The 14739-nt window shown below is 63.6% G+C and carries 10 protein-coding genes; 7 read left to right on the top strand and 3 right to left on the bottom strand.

Annotation, left to right across the window (positions count from 1 at the left end):
- Positions 1 to 57 precede the first annotated feature (57 nt).
- Positions 58 to 2181, bottom strand: a complete 2124-nt coding sequence (gene glgX, locus CXZ10_RS07215; RefSeq protein WP_101288469.1) for a glycogen debranching protein GlgX — start codon at positions 2179 to 2181, stop codon at positions 58 to 60.
- 607 nt (positions 2182 to 2788) lie between these two features.
- Between glgX and CXZ10_RS07210 the strand changes: the two genes are divergently transcribed.
- From CXZ10_RS07210 to CXZ10_RS07190, 5 genes are all read left to right on the top strand, one after another.
- Entirely contained in the window at positions 2789 to 3832 is a 1044-nt protein-coding gene (locus CXZ10_RS07210; RefSeq protein WP_101288468.1) for an NAD(P)-dependent alcohol dehydrogenase, read from the top strand.
- A 391-nt stretch (positions 3833 to 4223) separates the two neighbouring features.
- Entirely contained in the window at positions 4224 to 5714 is a 1491-nt protein-coding gene (gene xylB / locus CXZ10_RS07205; protein ID WP_101288467.1) for a xylulokinase, read from the top strand.
- Between the two features lie 59 nt (positions 5715 to 5773).
- Positions 5774 to 7276, top strand: a complete 1503-nt coding sequence (locus tag CXZ10_RS07200) for a sugar ABC transporter ATP-binding protein (protein WP_101288466.1) — start codon at positions 5774 to 5776, stop codon at positions 7274 to 7276.
- 137 nt (positions 7277 to 7413) lie between these two features.
- A complete protein-coding gene (locus CXZ10_RS07195; protein WP_210199868.1) occupies positions 7414 to 8421 on the top strand; it encodes an ABC transporter permease in 1008 nt (335 codons plus the stop codon).
- A gap of 80 nt (positions 8422 to 8501) precedes the next feature.
- Complete coding sequence (locus CXZ10_RS07190) at positions 8502 to 9458, top strand: sugar ABC transporter substrate-binding protein (protein ID WP_210199867.1); 957 nt, start codon at positions 8502 to 8504, stop codon at positions 9456 to 9458.
- A 56-nt stretch (positions 9459 to 9514) separates the two neighbouring features.
- On the opposite strand, the gene CXZ10_RS07185 is transcribed toward CXZ10_RS07190, so the two are convergent.
- Positions 9515 to 11938, bottom strand: a complete 2424-nt coding sequence (locus CXZ10_RS07185) for a heavy metal translocating P-type ATPase (RefSeq protein ID WP_101288465.1) — start codon at positions 11936 to 11938, stop codon at positions 9515 to 9517.
- Between the two features lie 176 nt (positions 11939 to 12114).
- Between CXZ10_RS07185 and cueR the strand changes: the two genes are divergently transcribed.
- Positions 12115 to 12543: a Cu(I)-responsive transcriptional regulator gene (gene cueR / locus CXZ10_RS07180; RefSeq protein ID WP_101288464.1), complete on the top strand. Its 429-nt coding sequence runs from the start codon at positions 12115 to 12117 to the stop codon at positions 12541 to 12543.
- Positions 12544 to 12558: 15 nt separating this feature from the next.
- Here cueR and CXZ10_RS07175 read toward each other — a convergent pair whose 3' ends face one another.
- A complete protein-coding gene (locus tag CXZ10_RS07175; RefSeq protein ID WP_101288463.1) occupies positions 12559 to 13464 on the bottom strand; it encodes a LysR family transcriptional regulator in 906 nt (301 codons plus the stop codon).
- 101 nt (positions 13465 to 13565) lie between these two features.
- Between CXZ10_RS07175 and CXZ10_RS07170 the strand changes: the two genes are divergently transcribed.
- Positions 13566 to 14738 (top strand): MFS transporter, encoded by a 1173-nt coding sequence (locus CXZ10_RS07170; RefSeq protein WP_101288462.1) that lies wholly within the window; start codon positions 13566 to 13568, stop codon positions 14736 to 14738.
- Position 14739: the final 1 nt, after the last annotated feature.

Raw genomic sequence — 14739 nt, 5'->3', positions numbered from 1 at the left:
TCGAAGCGATGCGGTGCGATGACGGGCCAAGGCGGAAAGACCCAGGGCATGCCTCCTTCAACCGTCCTCCAACTCGTCGACCGGCGGAGTTGCGTCGGGAACGGTGGTTGCCGGGCTTTGTTCCCGCCACTCGGCAAGAACGAGGGTTCTCGCCGGCATGGTGAAATGATCAGCGCTGCCGAGCCGGACGTCCTCGAAATCCTCGCCCGTCGCCAGGATCACCTCCCAGTCGCCCGGCTGCCCCGGCGGCACCTTGAAGCTGACTGGGACATGCGAGGCATTGAGCATGATCAGCAGCGGCGCCTCGCTTTCGAGAACCGGGGCGAGGCGCAGGGTGAGGCATTTGGAATGGGGATTTTCCCAGTCCTCCTCCGACATCCGTTCGCCATGGTTGTTGAACCAGACGACATCGGGTTGCCCCATCTCGTTGCGGGCGCCGGTCAGGAACTCCGGCCTCGACAGGGCGGAGTGGTTCTTTCTGAGATTGACGAGCCGCGCCACGAATGTCGGCAGTTCCGGATCCTCATCCGACCAGTTGACCCAGCCGATTTCATTGTCCTGGCAATAGGCGTTATTGTTGCCGCCTTGCGTGTTGGAGCATTCGTCGCCGGCCAGCACCATCGGCACGCCCTGGCTGAGGAAGAGCGTCGCGAGCAGGTTGCGCTTCTGCCGGCGGCGCAGGGCGTTGATCGCCTCGTCGTCGGTTTCGCCCTCCTCGCCGCAGTTCCAGCTCTTGTTGTCGTCGTGGCCGTCGCGATTGTCCTCGCGATTGTCCTCGTTGTGCTTGTGGTTGTAGGTGACGAGGTCGTGGAGGGTGAAGCCGTCGTGGGCGGTGATGAAGTTGACGCTCGACCAGGGCCGGCGGCGTCCTTCGGCAAAAAAGTCCTGCGACGCGGCGACGCGGGTGGTAAAGCTCGGAAGCAAGCCCTCTTCACCCGACCAGAAGCCGCGCACCTTGTCGCGGTAGTCGCCATTCCACTCCGAGAAGCCCGGAGGGAAGGAGCCGAGCTGGTAGCCGCCGGGGCCGATGTCCCAGGGTTCGGCGATCAGCTTCAACCCCCCTAGCAGCGGGTCCTGCAGGATGGCGTTGAAAAAGGCGTGCCCGGGGTCGAAGCCTTCAGGCCGGCGGCCCAGCGTGGTGGCAAGGTCGAAGCGGAAGCCGTCGATGCCGTAGACCGACGCCCAAAGGCGCAGGCTGTCCAGCACCATCTGCAACACGCGGGGATGATCGGTGTTCAGCGCGTTGCCGCAACCGGTCAGGTTGTCATAGTAGCGCCTGTTATCCGGCATCAGGCGGTAATAGGAGGCGTTGTCGATGCCCTTGAAGGACAGCATCGGCCCGAGGTGGTTGCCTTCGCAGGTATGGTTGTAGACCACGTCTAGGATGATCTCGATGCCGGCCTGGTGAAGGAGATCGACGGCCTCGCCGATGGATTCCAGGCCGTTGTCGCCAAGATAGCGTGGCTCTGGCGCGAAGAAGCCCAGCGTGTTGTAGCCCCAGTAGTTGGAGAGGCCGTTATCGACCAGATGGCGATCCTGCAGGAAGGATTGGATCGGCAGGAGTTCCAGCGAGGTGATGCCGAGGCGGACCAGATAGTCGACGAACTCGGGCTGCCCGAGTGCACTGAAGGTTCCGCGGATCGTCTGGGGCACGAGAGGGTGCAGCATGGTGAGGCCGCGCACATGGCCTTCGTAGATCACTGTCTTCGCCCAGGATACGTGCGGATGCTGGGTGGTGACCATCGGCGTGCCCGCGACGACCCGAGCCTTCGGCATGAAGGCGGCGCTGTCGCGCTCGTCGATCGTGAGGTCGGCATCCTCGCCCGCGCCGATCTCGTAGCCATAGAGCGTGTCATTCCAGCGGACCTCGCCGACGAGCTGGCGGGCGTAGGGGTCGAGCAGTAGCTTGTTGGGATTGAAGCGGTGGCCGGCCTCGGGTGCCCAGGGGCCGTGGACGCGCCAGCCATAGACCTGTCCGCGCCCGACGCCCGGCAGATAACAATGCCAGACGCCATTGGTGCATTCGCGAACCGGAATGCGCTCCTGTTCGGTCATGCCGAAGCGATCGAACAGGCAAAGTGTGACGCCGCTGGCATTGTCAGAGAAGAGGGCGAAGTTGGCTCCCTTGTCGTCGACCGTCACGCCCAGGGGAAAAGGCGAGCCAGGCATCACTTTACGCATTCATCTGTCTCCGGGCGATGGGAAGGGAACTCCGCGCGGGCGTCCGACCGATCGAACTTGAGCTTGCGACCCACGCGTCGACGCGACGTTCGGTCGCGGTCGCTGCGGGCACCAAACCGTCTACGCTCAGCTACGATGGTCATTTGGCGGAGGATCTCGGCGGGGTGAGCTGGAACACACGGGTGGTTCGTGAAACCTGCCGCGCCGGGATTGGTTCCCTTGGCTGGGCGCGACTTCGGCGGCAAGAAAGCCGCCCGAACGGAAAGAATTGGCGGGGGTGTGCTCGCAAATGGCGGGTTTCCCCTGGTCCTGTCTCCTCCCGTGGCAGGGGGCGCGGTCGACTCGCGGATGGCTGCGACAGCGCAGGGTGGCGTGGGCGGGTACTGAGACTTTTGGAGAAGCGGGGCGCCGCCTACGACCGCAAGCCGGAAAATCATCGGTCGGGGATCTCGGCTTGGAACTCGTCTAGGTTTCAAAATGTAAAATAATGCACACAGATTTGTTGAATTGGCTTAGCGGGATTAGCGACCGACGCGCATACTCCTCCCCATCGAGAGCCGTGCAAGCCCGTCTGAGAATGGAAATCCGCGGCTCGGGAGGAAAAGCTATGAAGGTAAAAGCCGTCGTTCTCGAGGGCATTGGAGACATTCGTCTTCGCGATATCGAAGTCCCCGGCACGTTGGAGCCGGCGGCCGATGAGGTCCGCGTCGCTATCAAGGCGGTCGGCGTCTGCGGCAGCGACGTCCACTATTACAAGCACGGCCGCATCGGCGACTTCATCGTCAACGAGCCGATGGTGCTCGGCCACGAGGCCTCGGGCGTCGTGACGGCGGTTGGCGCCAAGGTTTCCCACCTCAAGGTCGGCGATCGCGTCTGCATGGAGCCGGGCATCCCCGACTTCGGCTCGCGCCAGACCCTGGAAGGTCACTATAACCTCGACCCGGCCGTGCGCTTCTGGGCGACGCCGCCGATCCACGGCTGCCTGACGCCGGAAGTCGTTCATCCGGCCGCGCTCACCTACAAGCTCCCCGACAGCGTCTCCTTTGCCGAAGGCGCCATGGTCGAGCCGCTGGCGATCGGCGTCTATGCCGCCGCCAAGGGCGCCATTCGTCCGGGCGATATCGCCGTCGTGGCCGGCGCCGGCACCATCGGCATGATGGTGGCCTTCGCCGCCCTGGCCTCCGGCTGCTCGGAGGTGATCGTCAGCGACGTCGCCAAGGCCAAGCTCGACATCGTCGCCAAGGTCCCCGGCGTCATCGCCGTCGATCTGACCAAGGAGAAGCTCGCCGACGTCGTGGCACGGCGGACGGCCGGCAAGGGCGCCGATCTGTTCTTCGAAGCGAGCGGCGCTCCCAAGGCCTTCGACGACATGCTGGATGTGGTGACGCAGGGCGGCCGGGTGGTTCTGGTCGGCATGCCGCAGGACCGCGTGCCGATCGACGTGGTGGCGCTGGAAGTCAAGGAAATCAGCCTGACCGGCATCTTCCGCTACGCCAACGTCTGGGACCGCACGCTGGCGCTGCTCGGCTCCGGCAAGATCGACCTCAAGCCGCTGATCTCGGCGACCTATCCGTTCGACAAGTCCATCGAGGCCTTCGAGCGGGCGGCAGAGCAGAGGCCCACGGACGTCAAGGTGCAGATCACCTTCTGAGGAAGACCGACGGGACGTTGCCCGGAGGCAGCTGAGAGGCATGCATGACGAATGCAAACTTTCGCTCCGGGCAGTGCCCCGCTCCTCAAGCGGTACTGCCGCATCTCGGTCACGGAGGATGGTCTCGCCCACCGATGCGGGCGGAACCTTAATCGTTCTAAATTGCCGCGCCGCAAGGCACCTCCTCGAGGGCGAAGGGAAGATCGACCATTCGGGTGAGGGGCAAATCGAACGATCCGCCCAGTTGAGTTGCTTTGAATACGAGACCCACCGGCGGTTCTGAAGGGCTGATGGCCCTCGGAGGAAGACAGGTCCATCGGCACGCGGGGCAGAGGAAGCCCGCCGATCGGACCGATGCCCGCCAGGCACACGTGGGTGAGGGAGGAATGGCATGTTTATCGGTGTCGACTGCGGAACGCAGGGTACCAAGGCGCTCGTCATCGACGAGAATGGACGGGTGCGCGGTCGCGGTCATGCTGCCCACAGCCTGATCGAGCGCGATAGCGGCGCCCGCGAGCAGCATCCCTCGATCTGGGTCGATGCCATGATCGCCGCCGTGCGCATGGCGCTCAAGGAGGCGGCCCTTCCGGCTGATGCCATCCGCTGCCTCGGCGTGTCCGGCCAGCAGCACGGCCTTGCCGTGCTCGACGACAAGGGGGCGGTGATCCGTCCTGCCAAGCTTTGGTGCGATACCGAGACCGCTCCCGACAACGAGCGTGTCGTCGCCGCCCTCGGCGGGCCGAAGGCCTGGTACGAGAAGCTGGGCATCATCCCGCTTACCGGCTACACCATCTCAAAGCTCGCCTTCCTGGCCGAGCGCGAGCCGGACAACTTTGCCCGCATCGCCCATATCCTCCTGCCGCACGACTATCTGAACCATTGGCTGACCGGCCGCTTCGTCGCCGAATATGGCGATGCCTCCGGCACCGGATTCTTCGACGTTCGCAAGCGGGCCTGGGCGCCCGAGGCCTTGTCGATCATCGATCGCAACAGCGGTCGTCTTGCCGCCGCCCTGCCGGAGCTCATCGCGCCCGATGCCATCGTCGGAAAGCTGACGCCGGTCGCCGCCGAAGCGCTCGGCCTCACCACCAACTGTCTGGTGGCGGCCGGCGGCGGCGACAACATGATGGGCGCCATCGGCACCGGAAACGTGCGCGAAGGTGTTGTCACCATCAGCCTCGGTACCTCGGCAACGGTGTTCTCCTATTCCGACACGCCGGTCCTCGACCCGAGCGGCGCCGTTGCGCCCTTCTGCTCGTCGAGCGGCGGCTGGCTGCCGCTCGTCTGCACCATGAACGCCACCAACGTCACCTCCGGCGGCGCGCATCTGTTCGGCCGAGACATCGGCTTCGTCTCGGAAGCGCTGGACGCAACCGCGCCGGGCGCTGGAGGCATCACCATGCTGCCGTTCCTCAACGGCGAGCGCACCCCCGATCTTCCCACGGCGCGCGGTACCATCCTCGGTCTCTCTGCCGTCAACATGACGCCGGAGAACCTGATGCGGGCCATGGTCGAGGGCGTCACCTTCGGCGTGCTGGCCGGCCTTCACCGAATCCGAGGCGACAAGCCTGCCGAGCGGGTGTTCATGATCGGCGGCGGCGCGCGCAGCAAGCCCTGGCGGCAGATGGTCGCCGACATGACCGGCGCCGAGATCGTGGTGCCCACGGGCGACGAGGCCGGATGTCTCGGTGCGGCGATTCAGGCGATCTGGGCCTATGGCCGATCGAATGGCGCAGGCGAGGACATCGCCGCCATCGCCGACCGCTGCGTCAGCCTGGATGCCGACAAGACGACGACGCCGGCCTTGAGCCGAAAGTCCGCTTATGACGACGCCTTCGGCCTCTATCGGGCCCGGCTTGCCCTGGTTCATGGCGTGAAATGACGAGCGCGCTCCAAGCCGACCCCATAGTTCGCCATCCGGCCGATCAAGGACCCCACGCGATGCAGAAAAATCTTCTTGAGGTCAGAAACATAAGCAAGTCGTTTCCGGGCGTGAAGGCGCTCGAGGACGTCTGCTTTTCTGTGAAGGAAGGTTCGGTCCACGTGCTGTGCGGCGAGAATGGCGCCGGCAAGTCGACCCTGATGAAGATCATCAACGGCATCTACCAGCCCGATGGCGGCGAGACGCTGATCAAGGGCGAGAAGGTCGAGATCACCTCGCCGATCAAGGCGGGCGAGCTCGGCATTTCGATGATCTTTCAGGAGCTGAACTACACGCCCGAGATGACCATCGAGGAGAGCCTTTTTGTCGGTCGCTGGCCGAAGAAGAAGTTCGGTCAGATCGACTGGAAGGCCATTCGGGAAAAGACGCTCGAGCTGCTCAAGCAGGAGAATCTCTCCTACGATCCGGAAACCAAGCTGAAGGATCTGTCGATCTCCAACCTTCAGATGCTCGAGATCCTGAAGGCGATCTCGCGCGATGCCGACATCATCATCATGGATGAGCCGACGTCGTCGATTACCAACAAGGAAATCGAAATCCTCTTCGAGAAGATCGCCGATCTCCGTGCTCGCGGCAAAGGCATCGTCTACATTTCGCACAAGATGGACGAGATCTTCCGCATCGCCGACGAGATCTCGATCCTGCGCGACGGCAAAGTGGTCGAAACGCGGCCGAAGGATCAGTTCGACATCGACTCGGTGATCGCCCTGATGGTCGGCCGCGCGCTAGGGCAAGGCTACCCCAAGGAGGATGTCCCGCGAGGTGAGGTCGTTCTGGAAGTAGAGAACTTCAGCGGGCCGGCCGGGTTCAGCAATGTCTCCTTCAACGTCAAGAAGGGCGAAATCGTCGGCTTCGCCGGCCTTGTCGGTGCCGGACGGACGGAGGTCATGCGGGCGCTGTTCGGGCTTGATGAGCGCTTCGGCGGAACCATCAAGGTTCACGGTGCCCCCGTTGAGGTTCGCAACGTCCAGGACAGCATCAAGAACGGCGTCGTAATGCTGTCGGAGGACCGGCGGCGCTATGGCATCGTCCCGATCCGCGACGTCAAGGAAAACGTGACGCTCGCCTCGATGGATCAGTTCTTCCAGAAAGGGCGCCTCGACAAGGGCAAGGAAAGAAGCCGGGTCGAGGAAATCTGCAAGAAGATCAATGTAAAGATGGCGTCCATCGATGTGCAGGTCGGCACCTTGAGCGGCGGCAACCAGCAGAAGGTCGTCCTGTCCAAGTGGATGCTTCAGGACCCGGACATTCTCATTCTTGACGAGCCCACGCGCGGTATCGATGTCGGCGCGAAGTTCGAGATCTACAAGCTGATGACCAACCTCGTCAAAGAGGGGAAGTCGATCATCATGGTCTCCTCAGAACTGCCGGAACTGATCGGCATGTGCGACCGCATGTACGTGATGGCCGAGGGACGGATAACGGGCGAACTCGACAGAGACGAGTTCTCCCAGGAAGCAATCATGCGTTACGCGATGAACATGGCCAAGAAAGCGGTCTGATCGCTGACGAGAGCAAGTTCGGCAAAAGTGGAAATCAGTTTTGCGTCCGAAGTTGCAGTGAAACAAACAGTTGGAGCGGTTTCGGTGAACCGGATTTGCCGAAATGGCCCAGATGACGGGATGTAAAGGGGCGGGAAATGAACAACCTGATGACGAGGGAGAAGTGGCAGACCATCAAGTCGCGATACTCCATTTACTTGGTCCTTATCGCGATGATCATCGTCTGCAATCTGCTGAGCCCGAATTTTCTATCGGCGCGGAACCTGTCGAACATCTCGACGCAGATCTCCGTCACGACAATCCTGGCGTTCGGCGAAACGATCCTCATCATCGGCGGCCTTCTGGATCTTTCCTGCGGCTCGGTTCTGGCGCTGGCCGGTGTGCTGTCGGTCTACGTCTTCAAGGAAACGGGCTCGCTGTCTCTCGCCTTCGCCGTCGGCCTGATCGTCGGTGTGCTCTGCAACTTCGTCAACGGCATCCTGGTCCGGCGCTTCAATATTCCAGCGTTCATCGCGACTCTGGCAATGATGACAGTGGCCCGAGGCATCGCCTTGCTCTTCACCAAAGGCCAGAACATCTACCAGATCGGTGATTATGTCTGGTTCGGACAGGGAAGCATCGGGTTCGTTCCCATCCCCGTCATCTTCATGATCATCATCGGCATTCTGACCTGGTACATCCTCGGCCACACCAGCTTCGGTCGCTCGCTCTATGCGGTCGGCGGCAACGAGGAAGCGGCTCGCGCCTCGGGCATCAACGTCGGCCGGATCAAGGTTGGCGCCTATCTGATCAACGGCGTCTTCGTGGGCCTTGCCGGCATCATACTGATGGCCCGCACCAACGTCGGCGCCCCCAACTCGGGCCAGGGCTACGAGTTCGAGGCGCTCACCGCGGCCATCATCGGCGGCACCAGCTTCTCGGGCGGCCTCGGAACGGCCGGTGGCACCCTTGCCGGTGCCTTCATCGTCGGCTTCCTCAACAACATCATGAATTTGGCAGGCGTGGACTCGTATCTGCAGCAGGTCATCAAGGGCGCGATCATCGCTCTGGCCGTCGGATACGACATGTGGGCCAAGGTCAATCGCACCAGGAAGACGCTTGGTGCTGCGAAGCTCCCGAATGAGCGAAAGGAGGCAAAAGCTTAGTGCGTTCGCTTTGGAGGAAACGCGGGGCCCATATCGATCGATAGTTGCCCCCTTAAGCAGATATCTTGGAGGAGATACAAATGAAGTTCATGAAATCGATCCGCACCGTTACGGCCGTGGCCGCCCTTTGTCTGGCTGCGACGACGGTTGCTCAGGCTGAGAACTACAAGATTGCCTTCATCGCCCGCGCCCAGGCCGACTCGTTCGCTGCCTGGCTGGCCAACGGCATCATGGACGAAGTCAAGAAGTACCCGGACATGACCGTCGACGTCATGGACGCCCAGGCCGACGATGCCAAGGAAAATGCGTTCATCGAGAACGCCGTTGCCAACAAGTACGACCTCATCATCGTGCAGCCGAACAACGGCGAAGCTCAGCGTCCCTATGTCGAGCAGGCCGTCAAGGATGGCGTCAAGGTCATCACGACCAACGCTCGCATCAAGGACATCCCCGGCTCGTCGTCGGTCGACGCCGATCCATATGAGCAGGCCGCTGTGAACGCCCGCCTGGCGCTCACGCAGATTCCGCAGGGCGCCAACGTCGTCGTGCTGAACGGCCCCTCGGGCAACATGCACGCCGACATGCGCCGCGACGCTTGGCAGAAGGAGTTCTTCGACAAGCGTACGGACGTCAAGATCGTCGGCGAGCAGATTGCGCACTGGAACAAAGAAGAAGCCATGCGCTTCATGGAAGACTGGGTCCAGGCCAACGACAAGATCGACGCCGTCGTCTCCATGAATGACAACATGGCCGCTGGCGCCCTGGAAGTCGTCAAGGACGATCCGAAGTTCGAGAAGATGCTGGCCTATGGCGTTGACGGCACGGCCGAAGCCATGCTGCTGATCCAGTCCGGCAAGATGACGTCGACGGCGCTGCAGAACGCCTATGACCTCGCTGCCAAGAACATCAGCGTCGCCCACGACCTGCTGACCGGCAAGATCACCCAGATCGACACCGACATCGACTGCCCGCTGGTGACCAAGGACAACGTGGCGCAGTTCATCGAAATCCACAAGAAGTCGGGCGCCATCAAGTAATTGATGAAGTAACCGATGACACTTGGGGCGGGTTTTTCCCGCCCCTTTTTCATTGGTCAGGATGCCGTCTGGCGCAACCTCAAGGCATTGGCGATGACGCTGACCGACGACAGGGCCATCGCGGCGGCCGCTATCACCGGCGATAGCATCAACCCGAAGACCGGATAGAGCACGCCGGCGGCAATCGGGATACCGGCGACATTGTAGACGAAGGCCAGCAACAGGTTCTGCCGGATGTTGCGCATGGTCGCCCGGCTCAGCCGGCGCGCCGCGACGATGCCGCCGAGATCGCCGCGCAAAAGCGTCACGCCGGCGCTCTCGATGGCGACGTCGGTACCCGTGCCCATGGCGATGCCGACGTCGGCAGCCGCAAGGGCCGGCGCGTCGTTGACGCCGTCGCCTGCCATGGCGACGATCTTGCCGTCCCGGCGCAGGCTCGCGACCACATCGCCCTTCTCGGCGGGCAACACCTCCGCCTTCACCTCATTGATGCCCAGGCGTCGGGCGACCGCGTCCGCCGTGGCGCGGTTGTCGCCGGTCAGCATGACGACGCGGATGCCCTCGGCCTGCAAGGCGCGCAGCGCCTCCGGCGTCGACGCCTTCACCGGATCGGCGATGGCGATGGCGCCAATGGCTCGGCCGTCGACCGCGACCAGAATGGCCGTCGCGCCCTCGGCTCTCAACGAGGCGGCTGCGGCTTCGACCTCGCTCGCGTCGATCCCCGCTTCCTCCAGCAGCCGCTTGTTGCCAAGCAGGACCCGCCGGCCCGCGACTGTGCCGGTAACGCCTTTACCCGAGGGGGCGTCGAACTCGTCGGCCGACTGAAGCTGCAATCCCAGCTCCTCGGCTGCCTTGACGATGGCGGCTGCCAGCGGATGTTCGCTTGCTCGCTCAAGGCTGGCGGCGAGTGCGAGCAGCTCGGTTTCATCAACGCCCGGCATGGGCTTGATGGCCGTGACCTTCGGCTTGCCTTCGGTCAGCGTTCCCGTCTTGTCGACGACCAGCACATCGACCTTCTCCATGCGCTCAAGCGCCTCCGCGTCGCGGATCAGCACGCCCTGTCCGGCGCCCCGGCCCACGCCGACCATGATCGACATCGGCGTGGCGAGACCCAGCGCACAGGGACAGGCGATGATCAGCACGCTGACGGCCGCGACGAGGCCGTAGGTAAGGGCCGGTGACGGACCGAAGATCGCCCAGGCGGTGAAGGCGACGGCGGCGACCGCGAGAACTGCCGGCACGAACCAGGCGGACACCTGATCGGCAAGCCGCTGGATGGGCGCGCGCGACCGCTGCGCCTTCGCTACGGTGTCGACGATCTGCGCCAGCATGGTGTCGGCCCCGACGCGCTCGGCGCGCATGACGAAGGTGCCCTGTCCGTTGAGCGTGCCGCCGATCACCTTGGCGCCGGCGGTCTTGGTCACCGGCAGCGGCTCGCCGGTGATCATCGATTCATCGACGTTGGATCGGCCGTCCAGCACCTCGCCGTCGAGCGGCACCTTGTCGCCTGGGCGAACCCGCAAGCGGTCGCCGACCATGATGTCGGCAAGATCGGTATCCGTCTCACTGCCGTCCGCCGCGATCCGGCGGGCCGTTGCCGGCGCGAGGTCGAGCAGTGCCCTGATGGCGCCGGACGTCCGTTCACGCGCCCTGAGTTCGAGCACCTGCCCAAGCAGCACCAGCACGGTAATGACGGCTGCCGCCTCGAAGTAGACGGCCACCGCGCCGTCGGCGTTCCGGAAGGCAGCCGGGAACAGACCCGGCGCGAACGTGGCGACGACGCTGTAGACCCAGGCAATGCCGGTGCCCATGGCAATCAGCGTGAACATGTTGAGCGAGCGGTTGACCACCGACATCCAGCCGCGCACGAAGAAGGGCCAACCGGCCCAGAGAACCATCGGCGTTGCCAAGAGGAACTGCAGGACGGCCGACAGGCGCGGTCCGATGACATGATCGAGCCCCAGGAAATGCCCGCCCATTTCCAGCACCACGACCGGGATCGAAATGGCGAGGCCAACCTTGAACCGACGGGTCATGTCGATCAGTTCGGGGTTCGGCTCGTCGCTGATGGACGCCACCTCCGGCTCCAGCGCCATTCCGCAGATCGGGCAGGTCCCCGGCCCGATTTGGCGGATCTTCGGATGCATGGGGCAGGTGTAGATCGTGCCCTTGGGGAGGTTATCGGGCACCTCGACGGCAACGGGGGCGAGATAGCGCTGGGGATCGGCCGTGAACTTCTTGAGGCAGCCCTCCGAGCAGAAATAATAGGTATGACCGCCATGTTCGGTTCGGTACTTGGCGGTTGCCGGATCCACCGTCATGCCGCAGACCGGGTCCTTGACCGTCAGGGCGTCGCTGGCTGGCTCGGCATGGTGATGATCGTGGCCGTGGCCACAACATCCGTGACCGTGGGCTTCGTGCCCTGACGACTTCCCGCCATGATCATGCGGAGAGGATCCATGATGATGTTCGTGCGACATGTCGCGCTCCCTATCGGTTCGCTGCCCGCAGGCGGCGCAGTTTGATATCGAACCGAGGATGGACCTTCCCACTATGGTAAGGTCAAGCGTATAGTGGCGAGCTCACCGAAGGTCCTATCGTTCAATCCGGGCGGGGACCGCGAGGTTCCGAGTTCACGGCGGAAAGGAACTCACTCATGAACATTGGCGAGGCGGCCAAGGCGTCCGGCGTCACGGCCAAGATGATCCGCTACTATGAATCCACTGGTCTCCTGCGGCCGGCCGTGCGGCGGAGCAACGGCTATCGTGACTATGGGGCCGTCGATGTCCACGAACTGCGCTTCATTCGGCGCGCGCGTGGACTGGGCTTCGACATGGCAGAGATCGCCGAGCTCCTGTCGCTCTGGCGCGACCGCGACCGGGCCAGCCGCGATGTGCACCGGGTAGCGAGCGGCCATATCGACGTTCTTCAGACCCGTATCGCCGAGCTGAAGGGCATGGTCGACACCCTGTCGACGCTGGTTGCCTGCTGCCACGGCGACGGCCGGCCGGATTGCCCGATTCTCTCCGATCTCGGCGGCGGCATCGACACGGGCCAGCCGCTCGAGCGCGCCAAGCGCCGCTAGCACACGTGAGGGCAGTCAGGAAACCTTTCCCCTCTCCGCGAGAAAATCCAGAAGGGCGCGCACCCGCGAGGGAAGGGGACCGCCCTGGCCGGTGTGGATGGCGTGGAAAGCCTCCCGATCGTCGGGGTTGAAGTCTTCCAGCACCGGCACAAGCCGCCCGGCGGCGATATCGTCGCGAACCGTGAAGCTGGCAAGGCGCGCCAGCCCGGCCCCCCCGAGCGCCAGACGCCGCAGGGCTTCGCCATCACTTGCCGTCACCCGCCCCACGGTGGGGACGATCACCGTCCCGCCATTCACCCTCATGGGCCAGCCGTCGACCGAGCGGGCGTAACCGAAGCCGAGGCGGTTATGGCGGTCGAGCTCTTCGATGGCCTTCGGTTCGCCGAAACGCGCAAGGTAGCTGGGGGCACCCACGACGACCATCGCGGTGTCGCCGAGCTTGCGGGCGATCAAGCTGGAACTCTTGAGTGGGCCGGCGCGAACCGCCACGTCGGTGCGTTCGGCCAAGAGGTCGACGACCAAGTCGGTCTGGATCAGGTCGAGCGTTACCCCGGGATGGCGCTCGAGGAATTCCGGCAGGATCGGCGCCAGGACATGGGTGGCATAGGAGGCGCTGGTGTTCAGCCGGATACGGCCCACTGGCTGCTCGCCGGCTCCGGCAAGCCGTTCGGCGTCTTCGATGTCAGCCAGAATGCGCGTTGCCCGTTCATAAAAGGCGCATCCTTCCGGCGTCAGCTGAAGGGCACGCGTCGAGCGATTGACGAGACGGGTTCCGAGGCGCGTTTCGAGCCGGGCGATCAGCTTGCTGACGGCCGATGGCGTCATCCGACAGGCGCGGGCGGCGGCTGAAAAGCCACCTTGCTCGACAACGCGGACGAAGACTTCCATTTCGCCCGACCGATTGATTTCAGAACGTGCCATTGGTCCTTCATTTCACAAATGATGTGCCATCCGGCATTCTATATCGCTTTCTTCGTCAGGCCTATCTTCGTCCCCCTGATATCAACCTTGTGGGACAGAACATGCCTTTGGCTCTCTTTGCCCTGACCGCCGGTGCCTTCGGTATCGGCGTCACGGAGTTCGTCATCATGGGATTGCTCTTGGAGGTCGGCGCCGATTTCGGTGTGTCGATCGCCACGGCAGGTCTTCTGATTTCCGGTTACGCGCTGGGCGTCGTCGTCGGTGCACCGGTGTTAACAGTGCTCACCGCGCGTTGGCCGCGCAAGACCGTGCTGCTCGTCCTGATGGCCGTCTTCATAGCCGGCAACGCCGCCTGTGCGCTGGCGCCCAACTATGGACTTCTGATGGCTGCAAGGGTGCTCACGGCGCTTGCCCACGGCACCTTCTTCGGCGTCGGATCGGTGGTGGCGACCGGCCTCGTTCCTCCCAATCGCAAGGCATCGGCCATCGCCGTCATGTTCACCGGTCTGACGGTTGCCAACATCCTGGGCGTGCCGCTGGGAACGCTTATCGGCCAGCAGTTCGGCTGGCGGGCGACCTTCAGTGCCGTCACCCTGGTTGGATTGGTTGCCTTCGCCGTCATCGCTCTGTTCGTTCCCAAGGACGGTCGGCCTGATGATGCCGAGGACTGGCGTGCCGACCTTGCCGCCATCCTCCGCGCGCCCGTGCTGCTCGGACTTGTCACGACGGTTTTGGGTTATGCGGGCGTCTTTGCCGTCTTCACCTACATCGCCCCGATGCTGACCCGCATCAGCGGCTTTGGCGAAGCGGCGGTTTCTCCCATTCTGCTGGTCTTCGGTGGCGGCCTGGTGATTGGCAATCTGGTCGGCGGCAGGTTGGGAGATCGTGGCGTCCTTGCTGCCGTGTTCGGAACGCTCATCGCACTGGCCCTAGTGCTGGCGCTGATGACGCCCGGTCTGACATCCCCCATCGCGACCGTGTTGCTCGTCGGACTGCTCGGCGCCGCCGGCTTTGCCACCGTCGCCCCTCTTCAGATGTGGGTGCTGTCCAAGGTCGAAGGAGCGGGCCAGAGCTTGGCCTCCTCTCTCAACATAGCTGCCTTCAATCTTGGCAATGCCATCGGCGCCTGGGTCGGTGGCGTGACGATCGACCACGGTCCTGGCCTCGTCTTCGTGCCGCTGGTCGCCAGCCTGTTCCCCTTGGCGGCCGTCGTCGTCGCTTTCATGGCTGCGACAACCGACCGTCGCGCAGCCCAGCTTTGCCGCTCAACCTGAC

Source organism: Pleomorphomonas diazotrophica, assembly GCF_002844595.1.
GTDB lineage: Bacteria > Pseudomonadota > Alphaproteobacteria > Rhizobiales > Pleomorphomonadaceae > Pleomorphomonas > Pleomorphomonas diazotrophica.
Note: the sequence above shows the minus strand (reverse complement) of the source record. Positions and strands in the feature narration are given on the sequence as shown.